Genomic DNA, 26,397 nt, shown 5'->3' on the forward strand with positions numbered 1-26,397 from the left:
CGCTGCCGCCTCCGGAAGCGACGGGGAAAGCCGCAGGTCAGACCCAGAGGGTGGCGATGAAGATGTTCGCCATGGTGAGGCCGCCGACGGCGCCGAAGACGGCCTTGTCGACCTTCTCCTCGTCGCGCTTGACGTAGACCAGGGCGAGGATCACCACGAGGACGGCCAGCTTGATGCCGACCTTGATGTTGTTGACCGTGTGGCCGTCGGCCTGGTTGAGGCCGACGAGCGCGATGCCGGTGACGAGCATGGTGAGGGCGCCGTGCAGCATCGCGGGCACGAAGCGGGCGGTGCCCGCGCCCATCGCCTTCATCTGGGTGAGGAAGCCGCCGAGGAGGCTGGCGATGCCGATGATGTGCAGGGCGACGAAGACATTGATGAGGGCGTCCATGGGGCGGAGCCTAACCGGGGCCATAGCACCGGCTTCCGGGCGGGTCCGCCTTCTCCCGCGCTTCGGTCAGCGGCCGCCGCGAGCGCTGCCGGACCCTCCCCGGGACCGGACGAGAACGGTCGGAAGGCATCAAGTACCGCCAATAGCGGTCAACTCCCTGCCCCCGCACGGCGGCCAGGTTTAGCGTCCTGCCCCAGGTGACCGGCTCCCCACCTCCGCCGTCCGGCGGCTGCCGGTCGCCCCCGCCGAGAAAAGACCGGCGGCGGTCCGTCCCCCTGTGCGGACCGTCGCCGGCCCCGGCGGGCCGCGTCCCCCACGGGGAGAGGATGTGACCCGCCCTCGTGGCAGCGCACCGCAAGCCCAAGCAGACACCTTTCGGCGGCCCGGCGGCCCGTACCGCCGCCACCCTGGTCCTCGCCTCCGCGGCGAGCGCGACCGTCTTCCAGGGCTCCGGGCAGGCCGCGCCGCGGCCGACCCCCGCGCAGGTCAAGACCGAGGTCGACCGGCTCTACGAGCAGGCCGAGGTCGCCACCGAGAAGTACAACGGCGCCAAGGAGAAGGCGGACCGGGCCCGCGCGGCCTTCGACGGGCTGCGCGACGAGGCCGCCCGCAGGACCGAGCGGCTGAACCGGTCCCGGGACGCGCTGGGCGCCGTCGCCGCCGCGCAGTACCGCTCCGGGGGGCTCGACCCCGCCCTCCAGCTCGCCCTCACCTCCGACCCGGACCAGTACCTGGAGCGGGCCGCGCTGGCCGAGAAGGCGGGCGAGCGGCAGGCCGCCGCCGTCACCGCCGTCCGGCGTGAGCTCGCCGCCGTACGGCAGCTCCGCGGCGAGTCCGAGGGGCGGCTGCGCGAGCTGCGCACGCAGGAGGCGGAGCTGCGCCGCCAGAAGGCGACGGTCCAGGGGAAGCTGGACGCGGCCCGCACCCTGCTCGACCGGCTCACCGCCGAGGAGCGGGCCCGCTACGAGGCGGCCGTCGCCTCCGGCGGGCACGGCGGCGCCGACGGGCTCACCGCCCCGGGCGCCACGACGGCCAGGGCCGACCGCTCGGACGCGAACCGCGGGCCCGTCACGGCGCCCACCTCGCGCGCCGCCGCGGCCATCGCCTTCGCCCAGCAGCAGCTCGGCAAGCCGTACGTGTGGGGGGCGACCGGCCCCTCCGCCTACGACTGCTCCGGGCTCACCCAGGCCGCCTGGCGCGCCGCCGGGGTCTCGCTGCCCCGCACCACGTACACCCAGATCAACGCGGGCACCCGGGTCTCCCGCTCCGAGCTGGCCCCCGGCGACCTGGTCTTCTTCTACTCCGGGATCAGCCACGTCGGCCTCTACATCGGCGGCGGCCAGATGATCCACGCGCCCCGGCCGGGCGCCCCGGTCCGGATCGCCCCCGTCGACGAGATGCCCTTCGCGGGCGCGACCCGGGTGGGCTGAGGCCCCGGGCCGGGTCAGACCAGGCGACGGGCGGTGGCCCAGCGGGTCAGCTCGTGCCGGTTGGAGAGCTGGAGCTTGCGCAGCACCGCCGAGACGTGGGACTCGACCGTCTTCACCGAGATGAAGAGCTGCTTGGCTATCTCCTTGTACGCGTAACCGCGGGCGATCAGCCGGAGCACCTCCCGCTCCCGCTGGGTCAGCCGGTCCAGGTCCTCGTCGACCGGCGGCGCGTCCGTGGAGGCGAAGGCGTCCAGGACGAAGCCCGCGAGGCGCGGCGAGAAGACGGCGTCGCCCTCCTGGACCCGGAAGACCGAGTCGACCAGGTCGGTGCCGGTGATCGTCTTGGTGACGTAGCCGCGGGCGCCGCCGCGGATCACGCCGATGACGTCCTCGGCCGCGTCGGAGACCGACAGCGCCAGGAAGCGCACCGGGTCCTCCGCCGCCGCCATCAGGCTCGCGCAGCGGCGCAGCACCTCGACGCCGCCGCCGCCCGGCAGGTGCACGTCGAGGAGGACGACCTCCGGGCGGGTGGCGGTGATCACCGTCACCGCCTGGTCGACGTCGGCGGCCTCGCCGACCACCTCGACACCCGTCACCTCGGTGCGGCCGATCTCGGCCTGCACCCCGGTGCGGAACATCCGGTGGTCGTCGACGAGCACGACCCGCACCCGGCGCCCCGTGCCCTGCGCCGCCGCCCCGCTCTCGGTCCCGTCGCTCATCCGTCCGCCCTCTCCATCTCGAGCTCCACTTCGGTGCCCCCGCCCGGCACGGACCTCAGCCGCGCCGATCCGCCGTTGCGCTGCATCCGGCCGATGATCGATTCTCGTACGCCCATGCGGTCGTCGGGAACCGCGTCCAAGTCGAAGCCGGGGCCCCGGTCCCGCACCGAGACGAAGACCGTCCGGCCCTCGACCTCGGCGTAGACCTGCACCGGCCCGCCCTCGCCACCGTACTTGGCCGCGTTCACCATCGCCTCGCGCGCGGCCTGCATCTGCGCCCCGAGCCCCTCGTCGAGCGGGCAGTCGCCGACGACCACGACCTCCAGCGGGACGCCGTGCTTGTCCTCGACCTCGGCGGCGGCCCGCTTGACCGCCTCGGCGAGGGTCGTGGGCTCCTCGTCCTCGTCCTTGCCGGTGCCCTCCGGCTTGTACAGCCAGTTACGCAGCTCGCGCTCCTGGGCGCGGGCCAGCCTGCGGACCTCGCCGGGGTCGTCGGCGTTGCGCTGGATCAGGGTCAGGGTGTGCAGGACGGAGTCGTGCACGTGGGCCGCGACCTCGGCCCGCTCCTGGGCGCGGATGCGCAGCGTGCGCTCCTCGTTGAGGTCCTGCGACATGCGCACCAGCCAGGGCCCGGCGAGCAGCGCGATGCCGGTGAGGACGGCGACGGCAGCGGTGAGGGCGGTGCCGAGCTGGGCGACGGAGCCGCGGACCACGAGGAAGACCGCGAGGCCCGTGCCGACCAGGGCGACGCCGACGAGCCCTCGGACGAGCTGGAAGGCCCGTCTGCGGCGGCCGGGGTCGGTCCAGCTGGCCCGGCGGGCGTTGTCCGCCTGGCGCCAGACGAGGACGACGCCGACGCCGATCAGCAGCGAGGGCCAGACATAGCGGCCGGCCTGCCGGTCCACGTTGATGCTGCCGATGAAGGAGGAGACGCCGATCGCGAGCGCGATCAGGGCGAGGACCTGGCCCTTGTCGGGCTTGCGCAGCCGTCGGCGGCCGTCGGCGGTGGTCTCGAAGACGGGGCGGGGCGCGGCCCGGCCGCCGACCCCGAGCGGGACGACGATCCAGAACACCGCGTACAGCACCGCGCCGAGGCCGTCCGTGAGCATGAGGACCGCGAAGAACGCGCGGACCCAGATCACGGGCAGCCCGAGGTGTCCGGCGAGGCCGCGCGCGACACCGCCGAGCCACCGGCCGTCGGCGCTCCGGTAGAGCCTGCGGACGGGCGGTTCGTCGGTCTCTGCGACACGGGCGGCTGCGGACATGCACTGATCGTCACACGTCCGGCGGGTCCGGGACATCAGGGTCCGCCCGGATATCGGCCCCGGAGCCTTCTCGGGGTCGGCTCGGGGTCGGACCCCGGCGGAAGATCAGGGTCAAGGCAGGGTCGGTCCCGGTGCCGCCGGGGGTCACGGGGCGTCACCATGGAGCCATGACGAGTTCGACGCCTTCGCCCCACGAGGCCCCGCCGCCGGCGGAGGGCCCGCCCGCCCCTCCGCTGCGCAGGTCGCGCGGCCAGAAGGTGGTGGCCGGGGTGTGCGGCGGGCTCGGCCGGCACTTCGACCTGGACCCGGTGCTGTTCCGGATCGTGCTCGGCGTGCTGGCGGTGACCGGCGGCGTCGGGCTGATCTTCTACGGCTTCGCGTGGCTGCTGCTCCCGCTCGCGGACGAGGAGGAGAGCGAGGGGCGCCGGCTGCTGACCGGCCGGGTCTCCGGTTCGTCCCTGACCGCCGTGCTGATGGCGCTGGTCGGCTGCGGGATCTTCCTGTCGATGCTGCACAACGGCGGGACGCTCGGCTTCGCGCTGGTCCTGTCGGTCGCGGTGAGCGGGGCGGCGGTGTGGTCGCTGCGGCGCCGTTCGGTGGCCGCGACGGCCGAGGAAGGCGGCCGGATAGACCCGACCGCCGCGCTCGCGGTCGCCGAGGCCCCGCCCGAGACGATGGCGCCGCCGCTGGTGGAGTTCCCGTCCTGGTGGCGGGACCCGATCGTGAAGGACGGCTCGACCGGCAAGGTCGCCATCGGCTACATGTGGGGACCGCACGGGGTGGTGGACGCCGAGGGCAAGGTCGACGGCGTGGTCCCGACACCCGGCGGCCAGTGGGGCAGGCCGTACGACGAGCCGGAGCGGCCCACCCCCTCGACCCGGGTCGGGGGCAAGGCCCCCTCCATCGGCGGCCTGGTGTTCCTGCTGGCGCTGGTGGCGGGGGGGCTCGGCACGGGCCTCTCCTGGCACGGGCACCCGCTGGGCACCAGCCTGCAGATCGGGCTGGCCGCCGCGCTCGCCGTGTTCGGCCTGGGCCTGGTCGTCAGCAGCCTGCTCGGCAGGACCGGCTTCGGCACGGTGTTCCTCACGCTGGTGACGGCGGGCCTGCTGGCGGCGGCCTCGGCGCTCCCCAAGGACATCTCGACGGAGTGGATCCGGGAGACCTGGCGCCCGGCGGCCGTGGCGGCGGTGCAGCCGAGATACGAGCTGGGGCTCGGCGACGGCACGCTGGACCTGTCCGCCGTGCCCGTCCCCGCCGGGGCGACGGTGTCCACCGAGGCGGAGGTCGGCGCGGGCCGGCTGAAGGTGATCGTGCCGAAGGGCGTGACGCTGAAGGTCCGGGCCCAGGTGGGCCTCGGCGACATCCGCTTCCCGGCGGAGCCCGCGCCCGCGGCGCCTTCCGCTCCCGCGCGGCCCACGGCCCCGTCGCCGTCCGCGCCGGGAGCCCCGACGGCGCCCGCGCCCCCGGCACCCGCCGCCACGCGGTCGGCGGACGACATCGACATCGCCCCGGATCTCGACGAGACCCGGACGTTCCCCCCGCCGCCCGGCGTCCCCGCCGGCGGCACCCTCGACCTCTTCCTGAAGGTCGGGGCCGGACAGGTGGAGGTCATCCGTGCGGGTTCATGAGTTCCGCCCCGGGCGGCTGGTGCTCGGCCTCGCCGCGCTCTTCCTCGCGGCCCTCTTCGCGGGGGACGCGGCCGGCCACTGGTCGGTCCCGTGGTTCACGGTGATCCCGGTGCTCGGCGGCGCCCTGGGGCTCGCGGCGCTGACGACCTGGATCGCCTACGGGATCCGGCGGCGCTCCGCGAGCAGCGCGTCCAGCGACAGCAGCGGGGCCCCGGCGAGCAGCAGCGGCAGCCACGACATCAGATAGGCGAGGTCGTTGCCGAGGTAGTACGGGTTCACCTGCCAGCTCACGGTGAGCCAGAGGCTCAGCGAGATCACCGCCCCGCCGAGCGCGGCGATCCGCGCGTACAGCCCGAAGAGGGTCCCGAGGCCGACCAGGAGCTCGCCGAGCGCGATGGCGTAGCCGAAGCCGACGGGGCTCTTGAGGGCGAGGTCGACGAGGGCCGGAAGCGCGGAGGAGTCCCGGACCCCGTGCATCAGCTCGCCGATCGAGCCGGGCCCGGAGTCGGCGAGGAAGCCGGCGTCGGTGAGCTTGTCGAGCCCGGCGTAGATGAAGGTGACACCGAGGAAGAGCCGCAGCGGAAGCAGCGCGTACCGAGAGGCGAGCGCCTTCCACGCTCCGCCCCCGGCCTCGGCCCCGGCCCCGGCCGAGCTCCCGGCTCCGGACCCGGACCGGCCTCCGCCCTCGGCCCTGGAGCCGGACTCGAACCCGGACTCGGCCCCGGACTCGGCCCCGGCTCCGGTCGAGCCCCCGCTCCCGCTCCCGGACCCGCTCCCGCCGAGACCACCGCGCCCGCCCACCATGCCGCCGGATCCCCCGGATCCCCCCGCACCCGCAGGATCAGGCCCCCCGGGCCCCCCGTCCGGGTTAGCCGCTCCGTCGTCCGCTCGTCCCGTCATCTCCGGCCGCCTCTCCGTGCCCCGCGTCCTGGCCCTGTCCTGACCGCGTCCTGTGCGCGTGCGGACAGCGTCCTGCCCGCACCTTGCGCGCGTCACCGTCCCGCGTCGGCGCGCGGGACGGGTCCGCGGAACGATTCTCCCCGGAATCGCTGTGACCGGGAGGGCGGGGCTCAGTCGACGACGTCGATCGTGACCCGGTTGGTCTCGACCCCGGCGGCCGTGACGACCGAGACCTCGACCCGGCCGGGCTCGACGTCGGCCGGGAGGGGCACGGTCAGCTCGGTGTCGGCCGGGTTGGCGAAGCCGCCGGGGACGGGGACCAGCGGGACGTGGGCGTGGACCGGGCCGATCCGGACGACCAGCCGGGTCAGCGGCTCGGGGCCGGCGGCCCCGGCGGGGACGAAGCCGGTGCCGCGGATCTCGATGTCGTCGCCGGTCCTGATCGGGGCGTCCAGATCGCCCGCCTCGCGCGCCCGGACCACCGAGAAGATCTTCGGCCGCCCGCCCTCGGCACACTTGGCGGCGAGGTAGATCCCGGCGGAGACGACGAGCAGCAGCACGAGCGCCCAGGGCAGCTCGGGCAGCCGGTCCGGGGTGCGGCCGATCCGGACGGCGGCGAGCAGCAGCACGGCGGCGGAGACGAGGACGTACTGGACGTCGGTGAGGCAGGCGCGGCCGTCGTCGTCGCAGAGGAGGTCGGCGGCGCGGGGGCGGTCGGCGCGGACCTTCTGGAGCCGCCGGGCGGCGACCCGCAGCGAGACGATCAGGCGCGCGGTGACGGCGACGCAGGAGACCACGGCGAAGACGACGAGCAGCCCGGCACCCCGGCGCAGGCCGAGGTCCACGCCGGGTGCGCCGGCGGCCAGCCGGAGGGAGAGCAGCAGGACGGCGTAGACGCAGAGCAGCAGCCAGCCGGCGGCGACGGCGCGGGAGGTGGAGAGCCGCCGGTCCTCGCCGACGAGCGGCGCGAGGACGCCGCCGCGCTCGCGGTGCAGCCTGGCGGCGCCGGTGAGGGCGAGGGCGGGCAGCACGGCGGCGCCGAGCGCGGCGGTGCGGGTCCCGGTCCAGCCGGTGCCGACGGCGGTGAGGGCCTGGCCGAGGAGCAGCGCGAGGACGGCGCCCCAGACGGCGGCGAGGGTGGCCCGGTAGACCCGGCCGGGCCGGGCCGCGCCCGCCTCCCGGCCGCGCGCGGTGACGGTGCGGGCGGACTGGGCGAGTTCGTCGGAGACCCACTGCCGGGAGGCGACCGGCGAGTGGGCGAGGGCGGCGGGGACGCCGTGGCCGGTGGCGAGTTCGTCGCGGCGGGCGAGGAAGGCGGCGACGGCGCGCCGGTGTCCGGCGCCCTCGCAGTGCGGGCAGCCGCCGCCGTCCTGGTCGGCCCCGCACTGTCTCGCCTCTTGCACCGCCACGGCGCCGCCCACTTCCCGTTCGGTCGGCCTGTCCGCCGCCGGCTCGGTCAACTCACTGTTGATTCCTGGGAATTGTGCCGCACCTCGTGCGCATTCGGGGGGCTCTGCACACCCCGCGCGGGAGTGATTGAAGAGTCATCACATTGACGTAAAGACACGTTCTACGACAGGAGTTCGGGCTCCGCGCGGCTGATCCGCCGCCACAGCGGCTGGTAGTTGATCCAGGCGACGAGGTCGCTGCCGAGCTGCTCGCGGGTGGCGACGGCGTCGCGGTGGTCGATGAGCACGGGCTTTCCCGCCGCCCGCGCGGCGAGCTGGACCTGGGCGCAGCGCTCCATGGCGATGAACCACCAGGCCGCCGCGTCCACGGAGGAACCCACCGTGAGCAGCCCGTGGTTGCGCAGCACCATCGCCTTGCAGGGGCCGAGGGCGACCGCGATCCGCCGGCCCTCCTCGGGGTCCACGGTGACGCCCGTGTAGGCGTCGTAGAGGATGTGGTCCTGGTAGAAGGCGCAGGCTTCCTGGGTGATCGGGTCGACCATGTCGCCGAGCGCGGCGAGCGCGCGGCCGCTCGTCGAGTGGGTGTGGACGACCGCGACGACATCGGGCCGGGCCCGGTGCACCTCGGCGTGGGTGGTGAACGCGGCCTGGTTGACGTGGTGGGCGCCGTAGACCACCCGCCCGTCGCCGTCGACCAGGATCAGGTCGCTCGCGGTGAGTTCGGCGAAGGGGGCGCCGAAGGGGTTCACCCAGAAGCAGTCGGGGTGCTCGGGGTCGCGCGCGGTGATGTGCCCGGAGACCCCCTCCTCGTACCCCAGCCGTCCGAAGACCCGCAGCGCGGCCGCCAGGCGCTGCTTGCGGTGGGTGCGCTCCTCGTGGGCCGTCGCGTGGACGGGCGGCATGGCGAAGTGGAGCTGCTCGACGGGCACGGGCACCGGCACCGGTATCTGGGTCATGCGCCGGAAGGTAACGCCCGTCCCCACAAGTCACCAGAGCCCGTACGGACCAAAGCGCGGCCCGCGCGGAAACGCGGACCGCCGCCCCCGTGGCGTACGGGGACGGCGGTCTCGGGCCTCACACGAGGGCGCGCGGCGGGGTCACGCCCCCGCCCGCGCTCACGCGCGCGGCGGGGTCACTCCCACTCGATGGTGCCCGGCGGCTTGCTGGTCACGTCGAGGACGACGCGGTTGACGTCGGCGACCTCGTTGGTGATCCGGGTGGAGATCTTGGCGAGGACCTCGTAGGGCAGCCGCGACCAGTCGGCGGTCATGGCGTCCTCGGAGGAGACCGGGCGCAGCACGATCGGGTGGCCGTAGGTGCGGCCGTCGCCCTGGACGCCGACGGAGCGGACGTCGGCGAGCAGCACGACCGGGCACTGCCAGATCTCGCGGTCGAGACCGGCCGCCGTCAGCTCCTCGCGGGCGATGGCGTCGGCGTCGCGCAGCAGGTCCAGGCGCTCCTTGGTGACCTCGCCGACGATGCGGATGCCGAGGCCGGGGCCGGGGAACGGCTGGCGCTGGACGATCTCCTCGGGCAGGCCGAGCTCCTGGCCGACCATCCGGACCTCGTCCTTGAACAGCTGGCGCAGCGGCTCGACGAGCTCGAACTCGATGTCGTCGGGGAGGCCGCCCACGTTGTGGTGCGACTTGATGTTGGCGGTGCCGGTGCCGCCGCCGGACTCGACGATGTCCGGGTACAGGGTGCCCTGGACCAGGAAGGCGACCTCGGGGCCCTCCTCCTGGAGGATCTCCAGCTGCGCCTGCTCGAAGACGCGGATGAACTCGCGGCCGATGATCTTCCGCTTGGTCTCCGGGTCGGAGACGCCGGCGAGGGCGTCGAGGAAGCGCTGCTGGGCGTCGACGACGACCAGGTTGGCGCCGGTGGCGGCGACGAAGTCCTTCTCGACCTGCTCGGTCTCGCCCTTGCGCATCAGGCCGTGGTCGACGTAGACGCAGGTGAGCTGCGAGCCGATGGCCTTCTGCACGAGCGCGGCGGCCACGGCGGAGTCGACGCCGCCGGACAGGCCGCAGATGGCGCGCTTGTCGCCGACCTGGGCGCGGATCGCGGCGACCTGCTCCTCGATCACGTTGCCGGTGGTCCAGCTGGGCTGGATGCCGGCGCCGCGGTAGAGGAAGTGCTCCAGGATCTGCTGGCCGTGCGTGGAGTGCAGCACCTCGGGGTGGTACTGGACGCCGTACAGCTTCTTCTCGTCGTTCTCGAAGGCGGCGACGGGCACCACGTCGGTGGACGCGGTGACGCTGAAGCCCTCGGGGGCGGCGGAGCAGGCGTCGCCGTGCGACATCCACACCGACTGCTCGACCGGGGTGCCCTCGAAGAGGGTGGAGCCGGCCTTGGAGACGTGCAGCGGCGTACGGCCGTACTCGCGGGCGCCCGTGTTGTCGACGGTGCCGCCGAGCGTGGTCGCCATCAGCTGGAAGCCGTAGCACATACCGAAGACGGGGATTCCGGCCTCGAAGATCGCGCGGTCCAGGCGCGGGGCGTTCTCGGCGTACACCGAGGAGGGACCGCCGGAGAGGATGATCGCCTTCGGGTTCTTGGCCAGCATCTCGGCCACCGGCATGGTGGACGGAACGATCTCGCTGTAGACCCGGGCCTCACGGACGCGGCGGGCGATGAGCTGGGCGTACTGGGCGCCGAAGTCGACAACGAGGACTACGTCCGGGTTGGTGACGACGTCGGGCGCGGCAGCGGGGGTCGCTGATGACACTACGGCGGCCTTCCGGCGGTAGGAGCGGTTCCCCCGAAGGGGGGCTATTTGTCGATTCTACCGGCGAGCCACGGCCGGTTTTCGTCTCACCATCCGAACCCGGATTGCCCCGCGGCTCGCAAAGGGGTCCATACTGTCCCCATGCGCAAGCTCACGACCTACGTCTTTACCTATGGCAACCGGCCCACCGGCTGCCATGGTCGTGCTGCTTGAGCAACTGACAAGCGACTTCCCAGGCGCCCCGGGCCGACAAGGCCCGGGGCGTCTGTCGTTTCCGGGCCGGGACCGCCCGGGGCTCCCGACACCACCAGGAGCCCGACATGACGACCACCACGACCGCCACGACCGCCACCACCAGCACCACGAGCACCACGGAGACCTCCGCCACCGAGAAGACCGGCGCCCGCACCGGCGAGGCGGCCGCGCTGATCGGCGACGCCCGCGAGCGCATCGACGCGCTCGACGACCGGATCATCGGCCTGATCCAGGAACGGGTGGCCGTCTCGGCGGTCATCCAGGAGGCCCGGATCTCCTCCGGCGGGCGCCGGGTGAACCTGGCCCGCGAGATGGAGGTCCTCGGCCACTACCGCGACGCGCTGGGCAAGCCGGGCACGGCGCTCGCGATGACGATGCTGGAGCTGTGCCGGGGCCGCATCTGAGCCGCCCCCGGGCCACGGCCGAGCCACGTCCGGGCCGGATCCGGCCGCGTCCGGGCCGGATCCGGCCGGCGGGCCCCCGGGGGTGCGTCCCCGCACCCGAGTTCGGTCGCGTCCTCACCCGTACGGCGCGTGACCGGGCCGGGCGCCGCTTCGTTGGTGGTGTTGTCCGTGCCAGCCAGGGGCGGGCCCGAAAAAGACCACGCGTGGCTTCGCTGGGGCGTGTGACGTACCTCTGGTACGTCGTGGGACCTCGACCCAGCGCATGTGACCGGACGGCAGGGGACAGCAGCCCGGTCACCCAGAAAGGGCGGTCGGTCCCGGGGACGCCCGGGGCCGGCCGCAACCGGCCGACCGACCCGACTCCCCCACACCGTCCCGTTCCTCCCCCTCCCGAACCCGCTCCCCCCTTCGCTTCCCTCCCCAGCGGCGCACTCCCACTCCCCCCGGCGCCGCATTTCCCAGGGGCCCCGCGACCGCGACCGGAATCGCGACGCGGGGCCCCTGCGCGTACCGGCCCCGAAAGACGTGACGCGCGTCACATGAAGATCTCATGAGAGCGCTACAACCAATCCCCCAGGTCACCGGTCATCTATGCAGCACCACCCAGAAGCTGGAGGGGCGCTGCACTCGGAGGGGGGTGCAGCGCCCTTTCCGCTTATCTGGAACCGAACGCCCGCGGCGGCTCAGACCTTCTTCGGCGGCACCGCCGGCATCCCGAGGAACGGCAGCCGGAGGGCGCCGAACGCCTCCGCCGGGACCGCCGGGGACTTCGGCTCGACCGCGCCGAGGCGCACGTACGCCTCCCCCTGCCGCGGGCGCGGGTCCTCCTCGCCCTTGTTCGGCCAGAAGGACATGGCCCGCTCCGCCTGCGCGGTGATCGTCAGCGAGGGGTTGACGCCGAGGTTCGCGGAGACGGCGGCGCCGTCCACGACGGAGATGCCCGGGTGGCCGTAGAGCCGGTGGTACGGGTCGATGACACCGGTGGCCGCGTCCGCGCCGATCGGGCAGCCGCCCAGGAAGTGAGCGGTGAGCGGGGTGCCCATGAGCTCGCCGATGTTGGAGCCGGCGAAGCCGTTGATCTCCTCGGCCATCAGGGTGGCCGCCCGGGTCGCCGCCTCGATCTGGGTCGGGTTGGGCGCGCCATGGCCCTGCCGGGCGGTGAGCAGGCCCTTGCCGAGGCCGCCGGGCTTGCGGAAAGTCGTCAGCGAGTTGTCAAGAGACTGCATGACCAGGCCGATGATGGTCCGCTCCGACCAGCGCCGGTTGGAGAGCGAGCGCGCCGCGAGCGCGGGGTGCCTGACGAGCTCGGCCAGCCAGTTGCGGACCCGGTGGGCGCCGTAGGGCACCTGGAGGACGGTGAGCCCGCCCATGGAGTTGGAGCCCTTGCCGTAGCGGACGGGCTCGATGTGGGTGTTGTCGTCCGGGTGGATGGACGAGGTGATCGCGACGCCCTTGGTGAAGTCGACCCGGTCCTTGCCGTGCCGCTTGCGGTAGCGGCGGTCGGTGGTCTGGGAGCCCACCAGGGCCTCCGAGTTGGTGCGGGTGAGCTCGCCGAGCCGGCCCGAAATCCGGGGCAGCAGCCCGCTGTCCTTCATCCGGTGCAGCAGGGTCTGGGTGCCGTACGTGCCGGCCGCCACGACCACCCGGCGGGCGGTGAAGGTGCGCCCGGCGCCCTTCTTCCGGTTGTCGGTCGGCAGGGTCTTCACGGCGTAGCCGCCGCGCGAGTCCTCGGTGAGGGCGACGACCGAGGTCATCGGGTGGACGACCGCGCCCGCCTTCTCGGCGAGGTACAGGTAGTTCTCGTTGAGGGTGTTCTTGGCGCCGTGGCGGCAGCCGGTCATGCACTCGCCGCACTCGGTGCAGGCTTTGCGGGAGGGGCCCGCGCCGCCGAAGTACGGGTCGGCGACCTCGCCGCCGGGCTTCGCCCTGACCCGCTCCGAGCCGTCGGAGTCGGAGCCGTCGCCGAAGAAGACGCCGACCGGGGCCATGTGGAAGGTGTCGCCGATGCCCATGGCCTGGGCGGTGGCCTTGAGGTGCACGTCGGAGGGGGTCATCGTCGGGTTGAGCCGGACGCCGAGCATCCGCTTGGCCTGGTCGTAGTACGGGGCGAGCTCGTCCCGCCAGTCGGTGATGTCCTTCCACTGCGGGTCCTCGAAGAAGGGCGCGAGCGGCTCGTAGAGGGTGTTGGCGTAGTTGAGGGAGCCGCCGCCGACACCCGCGCCCGCCAGCACCATCACGTTGCCGAGCAGGTGGATGCGCTGGATGCCGTAGAGGCCGAGCGTGGGGGCCCAGAGGAAGTTCTTCAGGTCCCAGGAGTTCCTGGGCAGGGTCGCCCGGGTGAAGCGGCGGCCGGCCTCCAGGACGCCGACCCGGTAGCCCTTCTCGGTCAGGCGCAGGGCGGTGACCGAGCCGCCGAAGCCGGAGCCGACGACGAGGACGTCGTAGTCGTACCCGTCGTCGGCCGAGCCGCCGGCCGGGCCGTCCTCGGCCTGATTCTGGGCAGGGGGTACCGCGGTCATGGCTCTCCTCATACGGAAAAGGACTGCGAAGGTACGGCGAACGGGTGCGGGTCAGCGCAGGCGGAGGGCCTTCATCACCTTCAGGGACGTGGTCATGAAGGCCGCGTACTTCTCGTCGTCCATTCCGAAGGAGGGCGCGAGCGGCATCACCCGCTGCTGGGCGACGGTCTGGGCCTCGGTGAACTTCAGGATGCCCTCGGAGCCGTGGCGGCGGCCGAGACCGGAGTCCTTCATGCCGCCCATGGGGGCGCGGACGCTGCCGTACGCGGGCGCGTAGCCCTCGTTGATGTTGACGGTGCCGGTGCGCAGCCGGGCGGCGAGGGCGTGGCCGCGGCGGGCGTCGGTGGTCCACACGGAGGAGTTGAGGCCGTACGGGGTGCCGTTGGCCTGCTCGACGACCTCGTCCTCGTCGGTGAAGCGGTAGATCGAGACGACCGGGCCGAAGGTCTCCTCGGTGCACACGGCCATCGGCGCCTCGACGCCGTCGAGGATGGTCGGCTCGTAGAAGAGGGGGCCGATGTCGGGGCGGGCGACGCCGCCGGCGACCAGCCTGGCGCCCTTGGCGACGGCCTCGTCGACGTGCCGGGTGACGGTCTCCAGCTGCCGCTCGCCGACCAGGGAGCCCATGTCGGCGCCGTACGCGAGGGAGTTGCCGAGCCGCATGGCCTTGGTCCGGGCCGCGAAGCGCTCCAGGAAGGCGTCGGCGACGGAGGCGTGGACGTACAGCCGCTCGATGGATATGCAGAGCTGGCCCGCGGAGGAGAAGCAGGCGCGGACGGCGCCCGCGGCGGCCTTCTCGATGTCGGCGTCCCTGAGGACGATCATGGCGTTCTTGCCGCCGAGCTCCAGGGTGACGCCGACGAGCCGGGCGGCGGCGCCCTGGGCGACCTCGCGGCCGGTGCGGGTGGAGCCGGTGAAGGAGACGTAGTCGGCGCCCCGGACGACCTCGGGGCCGACGACCGGGCCCTCGCCGAGCACGACCTGGAAGACCTCGGCGGGCAGTCCGGCCTCGATGAGCAGGTCGCGGGCCCACAGGGCGGTCAGCGCGGTCTCGGTGTCGGGCTTCATCACGACGGCGTTGCCGGCCACGAAGGCGGGCAGGGCGTCGCCGACGGAGAGCTCCAGCGGGTAGTTCCAGGGCGCGATCTGGCCGACGACCCCGCGCGGCTGGCGCAGTTCGGTGACCTTGGTGAGGGTCGGCACGACGCCGGTGTGGCGCCTGGGGCGCAGATAGCCGGGGGCCGAGCGGCCGTAGTGGCGGGCGGCGACCGCGACCGACTGCACCTCCTCGTGGGCGTGCAGCCGGGCCTTGCCGGTCTCCAGCTGGATGAGGTCGAGGATCTCGCCCTGCCGCCGGAGGATCAGGTCGTGGAAGCGCAGCAGCACGGCCGCGCGGGCCCGGACGGGGGTCGCCGCCCAGGCGCCCTGGGCGGCGCGGGCGCGCGCGAAGGCGTCGGCGACGTCCTCGGGGGTGGACTCGGGCAGGTCCGCCAGCTTCGCCCCGGTGAACGGGGTGTGGTTGGCGGTGCGGCCGGAGCCCGCGACCCCGCGGGTGAGGCGGGCGATCAGCTCGGGCGTGACCACGTCGGCGGCCTTGCGCGCCCCGGCGGGGGCGGGGGCGACGGGGTTGGTGCCGAGGGGGGCCGTGGTGGGCAGTGCCTGCGAGTCCGTCATGAAGGCGAGCGTAGGACGCATTCCGCCCTTTGGGTACCCGTGAGTAACGCGTTTTCACCACCCTCCCCCACCGCGCCAGCGTTCACTGGCACATAAGCCCTGATCAGGGGCTTACGGGGTCTCCGGGGGCCCGCCAGTACTTCTTCACGATGTCGAACTGCTCGCGCGTCCGGTCCCAGCTGTCCTCGGGCGAGGCCATGTACAGGGCGTACTCGACGCCCTCGTCGTCGTAGTACACCTGGTCGATGGCGTGCCGGGGTCCCGGGTGGGTCTGCTTCTCGATCCAGGTGAACTCCCAGATGGCCGAATTCACCCGGTCACGGAAGGTGTTCTGGGTGAGCCGCACCCGCTGGTACTCGGCCCGCCTGGCCACGATCTTCTCCAGGTCGAGCAGGTGCATGTACGGGTTCTCGAAGTCCGGCGACCGGTCGATGCTGATCCGGATGCGGTGCTTCCCGTCGTCCGGCGTGTAGTCGATCTGGTCGCCGTCCATCCGGCGCTTCCAGCCCTTGGGGACCGCGAGGCTGAAGCCCTCCGGGTCCACGACCCGCTCCCAGCCCGCCGGGACGCCGCCCGTGGCCTGATCCTTGCCGTCCTGCCCGCCCTTGGTGCCCTGGGAGTCCTTGCCGGTCGTCGCGGTGACCGACGGATCGTTCTTCTTCCCGTCCGTCCCGTCCGTCCCGCCCGTACCGCCGAGATGGGTCATCGTGGCGAAGACCGCGCCGCCCGCGAGCAGCCCGGCGAGGACGGCCGCGAACAGCGTGGCGCGCCAGCGGCCCCGGCCGGGTCGGTCCGGTCGGCCGGGTCGGCCGGGTCGGCCGGTTTCGCCCGGCGGTACGGGGACGGTGGCGCCGTCGCCGTTCCCGCCGGAGGAGCCGGAGGAGCCGGAGGAGCCGGAAGAGGGGGAGGAGGCCGCCTGGGCGGACCGCTCCGGCGCGGCTCCGGTACCGGCACCGGCAGCCGTGCCGTCGAGCGGCACGGGCAGCGGGGTCGTCGCCGACGGCGCGGCGGCGGCCAGCTCCTCCGCGCCCATCCGCCGCGTCGGCACGTACGCCTGCGCCGCCTCGGGCGCGCGCCCCTCCATCGCGTCCAGCAGCATCCGCTCGGCCTCGTCCGCGCGGGGGCGCAGCGCCGGGTCCTTGCGCAGCAGCGCCACGATGACGGACGCGAGCGGGCCGGCCTTCTCCGGGTACGGCGGCTCCTCCGTCACCACGGCCTGCATGGTGCTGATCGGCGAGCCGCGGCGGAACGGCGAGCCGCCCTCCACCGCCGCGTACAGCGTGGCGCCCAGGGACCACAGGTCGGAGGCGGGGCCCGGGTCGCCGCCCTGCACCCGTTCGGGTGCCAGATAGTCGATGGAGCCGACGAGTTCGCCCGTCCGGGTGATGGACGAGTCGCCCTCGATCGCCGCGATCCCGAAGTCCGTGATGAGGACCCGCCCGTCGCGGGCGAGCAGCACGTTCCCGGGCTTCACGTCCCGGTGCAGCACCCCGGCCGCGTGCGCGGCGCGCAGGGCGCCCACGACGTGCAGCCCGATCCTGGCCGCCTCGCGCGGCTCGATCGTGCCGGACTCCTTGGCCGCGTCGGCGAGCGAGGGCCCGTCCACGTACTGCATGACGATCCACGGGCGGTCGTCGTGCTCCAGGACGTCGTGCACGGTGACCACACCGGGGTGGGTGATCCGGGCCGCCGCGCGCGCCTCCTTCTGCGTCCGCGCGTGCAGGACCAGCCGGTCGGCCTCCGCCACGAACCGGCCCGCCGTCAACTCCTTGACGGCCACCACGCGGTGCAGCACCTCGTCATGGGCGCGCCAGACCTTCCCCATGCCGCCGCGCCCGATGGACTCGCCCAGCCGGTAGCGGCCCGCGAGCAGGAGTCCGGTGCCGGTGCTCTCAGAATGTTCCACGTGCCCCCGCCTGTTTGCTCGGAAGCAAGGTTACGGAGGGGGGTGCGGGGCACGGAACCTCGGGGCGGGTTGTGGAACAACACTGTGACCGGCGGGGCGTCGGGCACTCGGCGGTTCGTTCCCCGGCCCGCCCGGCGGTTCGACGGACGGGCGGACCCCGGCCCGCCCTCGCGGTGCGGACGGAGCGTCAGCGGGTCGCCCGGTACGCCTTCACCGCCTGGTCGTAGATCTCCGACACCTTGTCCCGCTCGTTCTCCGGGCCGATGACCTGGACGACGTGGTAGCGGCCGCCCTCGATCAGGGCCAGGTTGCGCACGAACACCTCCCGGCCGGTGCTGTCCTGCCAGGTGAACTGCCCCACCGCCATGGCCTGTCGGCCGATGTCGATCCGGCGCAGCCCGGAGGCGCTGGACCAGGAGGAGTCCCGCCAGGGCTGGAGCTCGCGCTCCTTGGTCCGCTGGTACGCCATGGGGTCGGAGCCGTTCGCCTGGACGGTGTCCCGGCCCGGGACCACGATCAGCGTGAAGTCGCCGCCCGTGTAGCGCACTTGCCCGGCGTCGTTGATCGGGCTGCGCCGCCAGTCGCGCGGGACGCCGACCTCGAAGCCCTCGGGGTCCTTGCGGACGGCGTACCCGGGGGCGAGCGCGGCGCCGGTGCCCGGCGGCGGGGCGGTGGTGCGCGGGGGCGCGGTGGACGGCGCCCCCGAGGGGGTCGTGGGCGCCGGGGACGGGGGCTTCCCGGACGCGGACGGGGCGGTGCTCCCGGACGGCGCGGCGGCCGGGGCCTTCCCCTCGCCCTTCCCGGGCATGACCACCATCGCGTACGCGACGGCCCCGCCGAGCAGCAGCAGGACCAGGAGCAGCAGGATCCGCCCGAGCGAACGCGGCGACCCCGCGCTCCGGGGGGCCTTGGCCGCGCGCGCGGGGCGCTGCGGGATCTCCTCGTGGAACGAGTCCCGCAGGAGGTCGTCGCGGAAGTCGCCCCCGTACTCGCCCCGGAAGTCTCCCCGATGCTCACCCCGGTGTTCGCCCCGGGAGTCTCCCCGGTGCTCGTCCCGGTACTCCGGCTGCCGGAGGTCCGCCGCCTCGTGGCCGGCGTGCGCCTCGGGGCCCGCCGGGCCCGCCGCGGCCTCATCGGGGCGGCGGCCCTGGCGCGGGACGGCTCCCTTGGCGTGCCGGTGACGGCCGCCCGCCGCGCCGCCGCGCCGCCGCCGCACCAGCTCGCCGCGGCGGCGCACGATCGGCAGCCGGGCCGCGTCGGGCGGAAGCAGCGGTACGGCGTCGAGCCCGGCCTCCGGCTCGGGCGCCGAGCGCACCAGCGAGCGCAGCCAGCCGCTCAGCACCTCGACGTCGGGGCGCTCGGTCGGGTCCTGGTGCAGCAGCGACTCCACGACCGGGCGCAGCGGGCCGCACTCCTCGGCGAAGGCCGGGGGCTCGGCGCAGACCAGCTGGACCAGCTCGGCGGCGCTGTCCTCCGGGTACGGGGCGTGGCCCTGCACGGCCCGGTAGAGCAGCGCGCCCAGCGCCCACAGGTCGGTGGCGGGGCCGATGGGCGGGGCGAGCCGCCAGTGCTCGTGGACCGGGCCCGCCTGCTCGGGCGCCCAGCGCTCGGTGACGGGGCCGACGACCGCCATCCGCGCCTGCCGGGCCCGCTCGGCGGCGAGCCGGGTGACCGGGCCGCGGTACGCCGGGACGCCGCCCGCCGGGCCCGCGGGGGACGGTACGGGCGCGGGCGCGGGGACCGCCGCCGTGTACCCGGCCGGGAGCGCGGGCAGCCCGCCGCCGCCCGCCGGGACGGACCGGCCGCCGCCGTCGCGCGAGGCGTGCGGGCCGTCGCTCCAGGTCCCGGCGAGGTACGCGCGGGCCGGCGGCGCGGCCCCGCCGTCACCCCTGTCGTCGTCGTCCTCGTCGTCCTCGTCGTCCTCGTCGGCCTCCGTCCGCGCCCACCACTGCGGCGAGGGGTGCGCGGCGGGGGCGACGGGCGGCGCCGGGGGCTGGGCGGCGGGCCGGGCCGCCGTCTCGGGCGCGGGTCCGGCGGGCGCGTCCGTCGGGGCCTCCGGCGCGGGCTCGGGTGCCGGGGCGGCCGGGCGCTGGACGGGCAACGCGCCGGTCTCGCCGAGCCGGGCGGCGGCGCGGGCCCCGGCCCGGTACGCGGCGATGGCCCCGGCCCGCGCGGCCCGCACGTCGGCGGCGGACGGCGTGCCGGGCAGCGGCGGCGCGGCGGGCGCCTCGGACCGCGCGCCCTCGCCCCGGCCGGGGCCGTAGGGCGTGCCGGCGGGCTCGGGCCCGTAGAAGTCCGCCGGTTCCCGGGGCGCTTCGCGGGCGGGCTCGGGCTGCCAGGTGTCGGCCGGGGCGTAGAGCTCGGCCCGGTGGTCCGCGGCCACGCCCTCGCGGGCCGACGCGTCGGCCTCGTAGACGTCCCCGTAGCCGCCCTCGTGCGCGGGCGGGTACACGGTGACGTACTCGTCGGCGTCGTTCGCGTCGCGGTCGTCGTACGTCTCGTGCCGCTCGTACGCGGCGCCGCCTTCGTACGGGTCGTGCTCGCCGCTGTCGCCGAAGTCGCCGTCCTCTTCGGCGTGGTCGGCGTACTCGGCGTAATGGAGGTCATCGGCCGCATCGGCGGCACCGGCGGCGTCGACGGCGTCGACCGCGCCCGCCGACGGGCGCGGCCCGAAGGAGAGTTCTTCGTCGTCCGGGAACGGCACCGGCGCGTAGCCGCACAGGGCCTCCTCCGCGGCGCCCGCGGCGAGGCCGGTCAGGACGACGCGGCCGTCGTCGCAGACGAGGACCGTGCGCGGGGTGACGTTCCGGTGGGTCCAGCCGTGGGCGTGCAGGGCGCGCAGGGCGGTGAGGAGGTCGGAGCCGATCTCGGCGGCCCGGTACGGGCTCAGCGGGGCCTCGGCGAGGAGCTCGGAGAGCGGGGTGGCCGGCAGGAACTCGCTGACTATCCACAGCGAACCGGCCTCGGCGAACACGTCGAAGACCTGGTCGAGGCGCGGGTGGTCGGGTATCTGCGCGGCGGCCTGGGCGGCCTCCAGGGCGCGCCGGACGGCGGGGTCGGCGGGGCGGCGGGTCGCCCGGCCGGGGGCCGTGTAGGGCTCTTCGCCGACCAGCTCGGCGTCGACGACCTCGGGCAGCGGCACCTGCCGGATGCGGACTTCCTGTCCGCTGTACGTGTCGAAGGCGCGCGTCTCGACGAGGTCGTACGCGTCGGCCGGAGGTACGGGCAGCCGATAGCGGTCCGCCAGCACCCTTCCCGCGTAGTCGTCCACGACGCCTCCCCCCGCGCCTTGCCGTCCCCCGTGCCCCGGGGCCTTGGGGCCCGGGGGCTTTCACCATACGTGCGCCTGTCAGTCCTTGGGGCTGAACGTCGCGAACGCCGTCTCGCGCAGCGTCTTGCACTCCGCCGCGTCCCAGGCGTCGGCCCGGCAGCTGACCATGATCGAGTAGCCGCGCTCGGCGTCGACCTTGAAGCCGCGGTTGAGTATCCGGATCCGCATCCCGTTCTGGTCGCGCTCGAACTCCCAGTCGGCGACGGTCGGGTAGCCCTTGTACTCGACGGGGCGGATGCCGAGGTGCTTGTAGTTGTTGCTGGACGCGGCCACGGCGGCCCGGGCCAGGTTCCAGGCGGCCGCGGCGTCGTCGCGCGGGCTGTCGTTGAAGTCGACCTGGACGCGCGGGAAGCCGGTGCCCCCGGCGTGGAAGATGCCCCCCGAGTTCTGGCCCGCTATCGCGGCCAGCTTGAAGGAGGAGGGCATCGCCATCTGGAAGTGGAAGCGGCTGTTGGTGACCGTCGCGTACCCGGCGGGGAGCTGCGCGCCGCCGCCGGTCTGCTCGCCGCCGGGGGTGCTGCCGGGCGTGGTGCCGCCCTTCCCGCCGGTGGTGCCGGTCGGCTTGTCGCCGCCGCCCTGCTGGCTGGGGCCGCCGCCCGAGGCGTTGGTGTCGGTGCCCGGGTCGCCGCCGGAGGCGCCGGCCGAGGCCGTGGTGCCGCCGTTCGTGCCCGTGCCCTGGTCGGTGCCGTCCTGGCCGCCGCCGAGGGCGACGTACAGGATCGTGCCGAGCAGCGCGGCGACGACGACCGCCGCGATGATCACGAGGGTGCGGCGCGGGACGACGTCGGTGAGCGAGGCGCGGGACTGCGCGGGCCGGGCCGGGGCCGGGGCGCCGGGGCGCCGCTCGGACTCCGGCTTGGCCGCGGCGGCCGCGTTCCGCACCGAGTTGAGGGCGCCGCGCATCCGGTCGGCCGTCTCGCCGGTCTTCTCGCGGGCCGGCTTCTCACGGACGGGCGCCGTCGGGGCGGTCGGCGGACGCTCGGGGAGCGGCGGCAGCGGGACGACCCTGGTCTCCTCGGGGGACGGCTCCGGCGGGGCCTCGGGCGCGTCGAGCACGGCGCGCAGCAGCACCCGCGCCCCGGCGTCGTCGAGCCGCTGGTCGGGGTCCTTGGCGAGCAGGCCGTAGATGACCTTCTCCAGCCCGGGGCCCGCGTTCTTCGGCGGGTCGACCGGCTCGGTCATCACCGCCGTGAGCGTGGCGATGGCGGAGCCCTTGTCGTACGGCGGGCTGCCCTCGACGGCCGCGTACAGCAGTCCGCCGAGCGACCAGAGGTCGGCGGCGGGACCGGGCTTGTGGCCGCGGGCCCGCTCGGGCGAGATGTACGAGGGGGCGCCGACGAGCATCCCGGTGGAGGTGATCGACGGGTCGCCCTCGACCTGGGCGATGCCGAAGTCCGTGAGGACGACCCGGCCGTCCTCGGCGATCAGCACGTTGGACGGCTTCACGTCGCGGTGCAGGATGCCCTCGCGGTGCGCGGAGCGCAGCACGTCGAGGATGGCGAGGCCGACCTCGGCGGTGCGGCGCGGGGTGAGGGTGCCGTCCTCGCGCACGGCGTCGGCGAGCGACTTGCCCTCGATGAGCTCCATGACGATCCACGGGCGGTCGTCCTCGTCGACCACGTCGTAGACGGTCACGGCGCCGTTGTTGCGGATCCGGGCGATGGCCTTGGCCTCGCGCAGGGTCCGGGTGATGAGGCGTCGCTTCTCGTCGTCGTCGACGCTGTTGGGGAAGCGCAGCTCCTTGACCGCGACCGTCCGGCCGAGCGTCTCGTCGACGGCCCGCCACACGGTGCCCATGCCGCCGCGGCCGAGCACGACCCCGAGGCGGTAGCGCCCGGCGAGCAGCCGGCCCTCGGCGGACGCGGTGTCAGCACGGCCGCTGCGCCCGCCCGTTCCCGCGGCGCGCTTGGCGTCGACGTCGGCCAGGTCCGCCCCGAACCCGGTGGCGGGGGCGGCCCCGTCGGTCGAGCCGACGCCGGCCGGAGTGCCGCGCTTCTTGGTCAGGTCGGCGCCCGACCGCCCACCGGCCCCGGAGCCCGCGCCGACGGCGTCCCGGGGATCCCGGGGATCCGCCGCGCCCGACTCATCGGCCTCTTCGGCCACATCGGCGACACGGGCCGCACCGGAGGCACCGTCAGCCTCATCGGCGGCACCGGCCGTGCCGACCGCGTCCCCGGACCCCGCCGCCCCGGCCGGGTCCTTGCCGTCCGTCCCGTCCGTCCTGTCCGTCGCCTGGTCCCGGTCCGCCTTGCGCGCGGCCGGAACCGCGCCCCGGTCGCCGTCGGTGGCGGCTCCCGCGGCGGCGTCCCGCCGGGGGTCCTGCCCCGTGTCCCGCGACTGCTCCGCCTCCGACATGCGTCCCCTCGTCGATCCCTGATCTGCGCCCGCGTCCGCCGCTTCCGGGCGATACCGCAACCCGCCCTGGAAGAGAGCTCATTGTCCCTCACTCCGGGACCGATGCCTCCCCCGGGTCCGTACTCCGGGAAGCGGTCCCGTGCCCGCACCGGTCAGATCGGCACGATGTCGGGCGCCCCCAGCCTGGCCGCGTCGGCCGTCAGGTCGTCCGGCTGGCGCTGCGATTCGCGCTCCGCCTCGACCCTCTTCTCATAGTGCTCGACCTCCTTGTCGATCTGGCGCGCGTCCCAGCCGAGGACCCGCGCCATGAGCTCGGCGCACTCCCGGGCGCTGCGCGTGCCCCGGTCGAAGGTCTCGATGGAGATGCGGGTCCGCCGGGTGAGGACGTCGTCCAGGTGGCGGGCGCCCTCGTGCGAGGCGGCGTAGACGACCTCGGCCTTCAGGTAGTCCTCGGCCGCCGGGAGCGGCGCGCCGAGGGCCGGGTCGGCGGCGACGAGGTCGAGGATCTCCTCCGTCAGGGAGCCGTAGCGGTTGAGCAGATGCTCGACCCGGGCCACGTGCAGCCCGGTGCGGGCGGCGATCCCGGCGCGCGCGTTCCACAGGGCCCGGTAGCCCTCGGCGCCGATGAGCGGGGTGTCCTCGGTCACGCAGGCGGCGACCCGCTTGTCGAGTCCGTGGACGGCCTCGTCGACGGCGTCCTTCGCCATCACCCGGTAGGTCGTGTACTTGCCGCCCGCGACGACCACGAGGCCGGGCACCGGGTGGGCCACGGTGTGTTCGCGGGAGAGCTTGCTGGTGGCGTCGGACTCGCCGGCCAGCAGCGGGCGCAGGCCCGCGTAGACGCCCTGCACGTCGTCCCTGCTCAGCGGGGTCGCCAGCACGCTGTTGACGTGCTCCAGGAGGTAGTCGATGTCGGCGCTGGAGGCGGCGGGGTGGGCCTTGTCGAGGTCCCAGTCGGTGTCGGTGGTGCCGATGATCCAGTGCCGTCCCCAGGGGATGACGAAGAGCACGGACTTCTCGGTGCGCAGGATGAGGCCGGTGGTGGAGTGGATGCGGTCCTTGGGCACGACGAGGTGGATGCCCTTGGAGGCGCGGACGTGGAACTGGCCGCGCTCGCCGATGAGGGCCTGGGTGTCGTCCGTCCACACCCCGGTCGCGTTCACGATCTGGCGGGCCCGGATCTCGTACTCCCCGCCCGCCTCGACGTCCTGGACGCGGGCGCCGACCACCCGCTCGCCCTCGCGGAGGAAGCCGACGACCCGGGCGCGGCTGGCGACGTGCGCCCCGTAGCTCGCGGCGGTGCGGACGAGGGTGGTGACGAAGCGGGCGTCGTCCATCTGGGCGTCGTAGTACTGCAGGGCGCCGACGAGGGCGTCCTTGCGCAGGCAGGGGGCGACCCGCAGGGCCCGGCCGCGGCTGAGGTGCCGGTGCACGGGCAGGCCGCGGCCGTGGCCCGAGGAGACCGACATCGCGTCGTACAGCGCGACACCCGAGCCCGCGTACCACCGCTCCCAGCCCTTGTGCTGGAGCGGGTAGAGGAAGGGCACGGGCTTGACCAGGTGGGGCGCGAGGCGCTCCAGGAGCAGGCCGCGCTCCTTCAGGGCCTCGCGGACGAGGGCGAAGTCGAGCATCTCCAGATAGCGCAGCCCGCCGTGGATGAGCTTGCTGGAGCGGCTGGAGGTGCCGGAGGCCCAGTCGCGGGCCTCGACGAGGCCGGTGGAGAGGCCGCGGGTGACGGCGTCGAGCGCGGTGCCCGCGCCGACCACCCCGGCGCCGACGACCAGCACGTCCAGCTCGCGCTCCGCCATCGCCGCGAGTGCCGCCGCGCGCTCGGCGGGTCCCAGTGTCGCTGTCCTCACCGCTGCCTCCCGTCGTCCCCCGTGTGGCCGGGTCGGGGCCCACGGATTCGATTCTGTCCCGGCCCTCCGACTTCGGCCACCGCCCGAACCGGCCCCTGTGGATAACACTCGGCGACCTTCGGCCCCACAATGCCGCATATCGGTCATATTTACGCCTAGTCTGACATTGCGCCTGCCTCGTTCTGTCCACAGGGCTTGCGCCACGCGTCCCGACGGGCTAGCCGCCCACGGCCTCAGACCCCCTCCGGCACCAGGGAAGGACGGCCCACCTCCATGCCAGCTGATCTCGCCGTCATCGGCCTCGGCCACCACGGACTCCCCCTCGCCCAGGCGGCCACCGCGGCCGGCGTCGCCACCATCGGCTACGACACCGACCCCCGCCCCGTCACCGAACTCGCCGCCGGCCGGCCCCCCGTCGACGGCTCGCTCACCGCCGCCGAGATCCGCCGGATGCTCGCCGCCGGATTCCGCCCCGTCACCGGCCCCGCCGAACTCGGCCGGGTCCGCACCGCCGTCGTCTGCGCCTCCGCCCCGCCCGGCCCCGACGGCGCCCTCGACCTCACCGCCGTCACCGACGCCGCCCGCGCCCTCGCCGCCCGGCTGCGCCCGCACACCACGGTCCTCCTGGAGTCCCCCGTCCCGCCGGGCACCACCGAGGGCCCGTTCCGCGCGCTCCTCGAAGCCGGCTCGGGGCTGCGCGCCGGACGCGACTTCCACCTGGCCTACTCCCCGGGCCGCCTCGACCCCGGCAGCCGCACCCACGGCTTCGCCGCCACCCCCAAGGTCATCGGCGGGCTCACCCCCGCCTGCACCGAGTCCGCCGCCGCCTTCTACGGGCGCCTCACCGACAAGGTGGTCCGCGCCCGCGGCCCGCGCGAGGCGGAGACGGTCAAGCTCCTGGAGACCAACTTCCGGCACGTCAACATCGCCCTGGTCAACGAGATGGCCGTGCTCTGCCACGAGCTCGGTGTCGACCTGTGGGACGTCATCCGCTGCGCCGAGACCAAGCCCTTCGGCTTCCAGGCGTTCCGCCCCGGGCCCGGCGTCGGCGGCCACGGCGTCCCCGTGGACACCGTCGGCGGCCACCGCCCGCTGCGGTTGGTCGAACTCGCCGGGCAGGTCAACGAACGGATGCCGCAGTACGTCGTGCAGCGCTGCGCCACCCTCCTCAACGAGCACGGCAAGTCCGCGCGCGGGGCCAGGGTCCTGCTGCTCGGCATCACGTACAAGCCCGACCTCGCCGACCGGCAGGGCTCCCCCGCCGACGAGATCGCCCGCCGCCTGATGGACCTCGGCGCCGCGGTCAGCTACCACGACCCGTACGTCCCCGACTGGCGCGTCCGCGAGCTCCCGGTCCCCCGCGCGGACTCGCTCTACGAGGCCGCCGCCCACGCGGACCTGACGATCCTGCTCCAGCACCACCGCACGTACGACCTCCAGGGCCTGTCCGTGAAGGCGCAGCTCCTGCTCGACACCCGCGGCGCCACCCCGGCGGGGGCCGCGCACCGCCTCTAGGCCCCGTCGTCACACTCCCGTCTGCCTCGCGACGCCATGCACGCACTCTCGGCGCACCGGGCACAAGCCCAAGTACGTCCAGTACGAGGGCGTGCGCCCGGCACGCCGA

General features: G+C 74.6%; 18 protein-coding genes. 5 read left to right on the forward strand and 13 right to left on the reverse strand.

From position 1 onward, the window contains the following. Positions 1 to 37: 37 nt before the first annotated feature. Positions 38 to 391, reverse strand: coding sequence for a hypothetical protein (locus AB0C99_RS28285; protein WP_362480735.1), 354 nt, complete (start codon positions 389 to 391; stop codon positions 38 to 40). Between the two features lie 341 nt (positions 392 to 732). On the opposite strand from AB0C99_RS28285, the gene AB0C99_RS28290 reads away from it, so the two are divergent. Then, positions 733 to 1,821 carry an NlpC/P60 family protein gene (locus AB0C99_RS28290; RefSeq protein ID WP_362480737.1) on the forward strand — a complete coding sequence of 363 codons (1,089 nt, stop codon included), beginning with the start codon at positions 733 to 735 and terminating at the stop codon, positions 1,819 to 1,821. A gap of 14 nt (positions 1,822 to 1,835) precedes the next feature. Here AB0C99_RS28290 and AB0C99_RS28295 read toward each other — a convergent pair whose 3' ends face one another. Then, positions 1,836 to 2,540 carry a response regulator transcription factor gene (locus AB0C99_RS28295; protein WP_362480740.1) on the reverse strand — a complete coding sequence of 235 codons (705 nt, stop codon included), beginning with the start codon at positions 2,538 to 2,540 and terminating at the stop codon, positions 1,836 to 1,838. Continuing rightward, positions 2,537 to 3,805, reverse strand: a complete 1,269-nt coding sequence (locus AB0C99_RS28300; RefSeq protein WP_362480742.1) for a PspC domain-containing protein — start codon at positions 3,803 to 3,805, stop codon at positions 2,537 to 2,539. Before AB0C99_RS28300 ends, AB0C99_RS28295 begins: the two co-directional genes overlap by 4 nt. A 167-nt stretch (positions 3,806 to 3,972) precedes the next feature. Here AB0C99_RS28300 and AB0C99_RS28305 point away from each other — a divergent pair, with 167 nt between their 5' ends. After that, complete coding sequence (locus tag AB0C99_RS28305) at positions 3,973 to 5,433, forward strand: PspC domain-containing protein (RefSeq protein WP_362480745.1); 1,461 nt, start codon at positions 3,973 to 3,975, stop codon at positions 5,431 to 5,433. After that, positions 5,420 to 5,680 (forward strand): hypothetical protein, encoded by a 261-nt coding sequence (locus AB0C99_RS28310; RefSeq protein ID WP_362480748.1) that lies wholly within the window; start codon positions 5,420 to 5,422, stop codon positions 5,678 to 5,680. Before AB0C99_RS28305 ends, AB0C99_RS28310 begins: the two co-directional genes overlap by 14 nt. On the opposite strand, the gene AB0C99_RS28315 is transcribed toward AB0C99_RS28310, so the two are convergent. The 4 genes from AB0C99_RS28315 to guaA form a co-directional block, all read right to left on the reverse strand. Beyond that, positions 5,590 to 6,237: a DoxX family protein gene (locus tag AB0C99_RS28315; protein WP_362480751.1), complete on the reverse strand. Its 648-nt coding sequence runs from the start codon at positions 6,235 to 6,237 to the stop codon at positions 5,590 to 5,592. The two genes, AB0C99_RS28310 and AB0C99_RS28315, sit on opposite strands and share 91 nt — an antisense overlap. Before the next feature lie 266 nt (positions 6,238 to 6,503). After that, positions 6,504 to 7,742 carry a hypothetical protein gene (locus AB0C99_RS28320; protein WP_362480754.1) on the reverse strand — a complete coding sequence of 413 codons (1,239 nt, stop codon included), beginning with the start codon at positions 7,740 to 7,742 and terminating at the stop codon, positions 6,504 to 6,506. 161 nt (positions 7,743 to 7,903) lie between these two features. Next, complete coding sequence (locus AB0C99_RS28325; RefSeq protein ID WP_362480757.1) at positions 7,904 to 8,698, reverse strand: class II aldolase/adducin family protein; 795 nt, start codon at positions 8,696 to 8,698, stop codon at positions 7,904 to 7,906. Between the two features lie 176 nt (positions 8,699 to 8,874). Then, entirely contained in the window at positions 8,875 to 10,470 is a 1,596-nt protein-coding gene (guaA, locus tag AB0C99_RS28330; protein ID WP_362480759.1) for a glutamine-hydrolyzing GMP synthase, read from the reverse strand. A gap of 320 nt (positions 10,471 to 10,790) precedes the next feature. Here guaA and AB0C99_RS28335 point away from each other — a divergent pair, with 320 nt between their 5' ends. After that, positions 10,791 to 11,129 carry a chorismate mutase gene (locus AB0C99_RS28335; protein ID WP_362480762.1) on the forward strand — a complete coding sequence of 113 codons (339 nt, stop codon included), beginning with the start codon at positions 10,791 to 10,793 and terminating at the stop codon, positions 11,127 to 11,129. A 683-nt stretch (positions 11,130 to 11,812) separates the two neighbouring features. On the opposite strand, the gene AB0C99_RS28340 is transcribed toward AB0C99_RS28335, so the two are convergent. From AB0C99_RS28340 to AB0C99_RS28365, 6 genes are all read right to left on the reverse strand, one after another. Further along, positions 11,813 to 13,648: a GMC family oxidoreductase gene (locus AB0C99_RS28340; RefSeq protein ID WP_362480765.1), complete on the reverse strand. Its 1,836-nt coding sequence runs from the start codon at positions 13,646 to 13,648 to the stop codon at positions 11,813 to 11,815. Between the two features lie 51 nt (positions 13,649 to 13,699). Next, positions 13,700 to 15,322 (reverse strand): succinic semialdehyde dehydrogenase, encoded by a 1,623-nt coding sequence (locus AB0C99_RS28345; protein ID WP_362480768.1) that lies wholly within the window; start codon positions 15,320 to 15,322, stop codon positions 13,700 to 13,702. A 103-nt stretch (positions 15,323 to 15,425) separates the two neighbouring features. Continuing rightward, positions 15,426 to 17,228, reverse strand: a complete 1,803-nt coding sequence (locus tag AB0C99_RS28350; RefSeq protein WP_362480770.1) for a serine/threonine-protein kinase — start codon at positions 17,226 to 17,228, stop codon at positions 15,426 to 15,428. Between the two features lie 187 nt (positions 17,229 to 17,415). Next, a complete protein-coding gene (locus tag AB0C99_RS28355; protein WP_362480773.1) occupies positions 17,416 to 20,499 on the reverse strand; it encodes a protein kinase in 3,084 nt (1,027 codons plus the stop codon). A 78-nt stretch (positions 20,500 to 20,577) separates the two neighbouring features. Then, positions 20,578 to 22,914, reverse strand: coding sequence for a serine/threonine-protein kinase (locus AB0C99_RS28360; protein WP_362480775.1), 2,337 nt, complete (start codon positions 22,912 to 22,914; stop codon positions 20,578 to 20,580). A gap of 152 nt (positions 22,915 to 23,066) precedes the next feature. Continuing rightward, positions 23,067 to 24,773 (reverse strand): glycerol-3-phosphate dehydrogenase/oxidase, encoded by a 1,707-nt coding sequence (locus tag AB0C99_RS28365; RefSeq protein ID WP_362480778.1) that lies wholly within the window; start codon positions 24,771 to 24,773, stop codon positions 23,067 to 23,069. 273 nt (positions 24,774 to 25,046) lie between these two features. On the opposite strand from AB0C99_RS28365, the gene AB0C99_RS28370 reads away from it, so the two are divergent. Further along, a complete protein-coding gene (locus AB0C99_RS28370) occupies positions 25,047 to 26,288 on the forward strand; it encodes a nucleotide sugar dehydrogenase (protein WP_362480781.1) in 1,242 nt (413 codons plus the stop codon). The last annotated feature ends 109 nt before the right edge of the window (positions 26,289 to 26,397 follow it).

It is taken from the genome of Streptomyces sp. NPDC048659, assembly GCF_040650575.1.
GTDB lineage: Bacteria > Actinomycetota > Actinomycetes > Streptomycetales > Streptomycetaceae > Streptomyces.

Bases quoted from the DNA above. Each gene is read 5' to 3' on its own strand.
- AB0C99_RS28285 (WP_362480735.1), bottom strand. From the start codon at position 391: ATGGACGCCCTCATCAATGTCTTCGTCGCCCTGCACATCATCGGCATC.
- AB0C99_RS28295 (WP_362480740.1), bottom strand. From the start codon at position 2,540: ATGAGCGACGGGACCGAGAGCGGGGCGGCGGCGCAGGGCACGGGGCGC.
- AB0C99_RS28300 (WP_362480742.1), bottom strand. From the start codon at position 3,805: ATGTCCGCAGCCGCCCGTGTCGCAGAGACCGACGAACCGCCCGTCCGC.
- AB0C99_RS28305 (WP_362480745.1), top strand. From the start codon at position 3,973: ATGACGAGTTCGACGCCTTCGCCCCACGAGGCCCCGCCGCCGGCGGAG.
- AB0C99_RS28315 (WP_362480751.1), bottom strand. From the start codon at position 6,237: ATGGTGGGCGGGCGCGGTGGTCTCGGCGGGAGCGGGTCCGGGAGCGGG.
- AB0C99_RS28325 (WP_362480757.1), bottom strand. From the start codon at position 8,698: ATGACCCAGATACCGGTGCCGGTGCCCGTGCCCGTCGAGCAGCTCCAC.
- AB0C99_RS28335 (WP_362480762.1), top strand. From the start codon at position 10,791: ATGACGACCACCACGACCGCCACGACCGCCACCACCAGCACCACGAGC.
- AB0C99_RS28340 (WP_362480765.1), bottom strand. From the start codon at position 13,648: ATGACCGCGGTACCCCCTGCCCAGAATCAGGCCGAGGACGGCCCGGCC.
- AB0C99_RS28345 (WP_362480768.1), bottom strand. From the start codon at position 15,322: ATGACGGACTCGCAGGCACTGCCCACCACGGCCCCCCTCGGCACCAAC.
- AB0C99_RS28360 (WP_362480775.1), bottom strand. From the start codon at position 22,914: ATGTCGGAGGCGGAGCAGTCGCGGGACACGGGGCAGGACCCCCGGCGG.
- AB0C99_RS28370 (WP_362480781.1), top strand. From the start codon at position 25,047: ATGCCAGCTGATCTCGCCGTCATCGGCCTCGGCCACCACGGACTCCCC.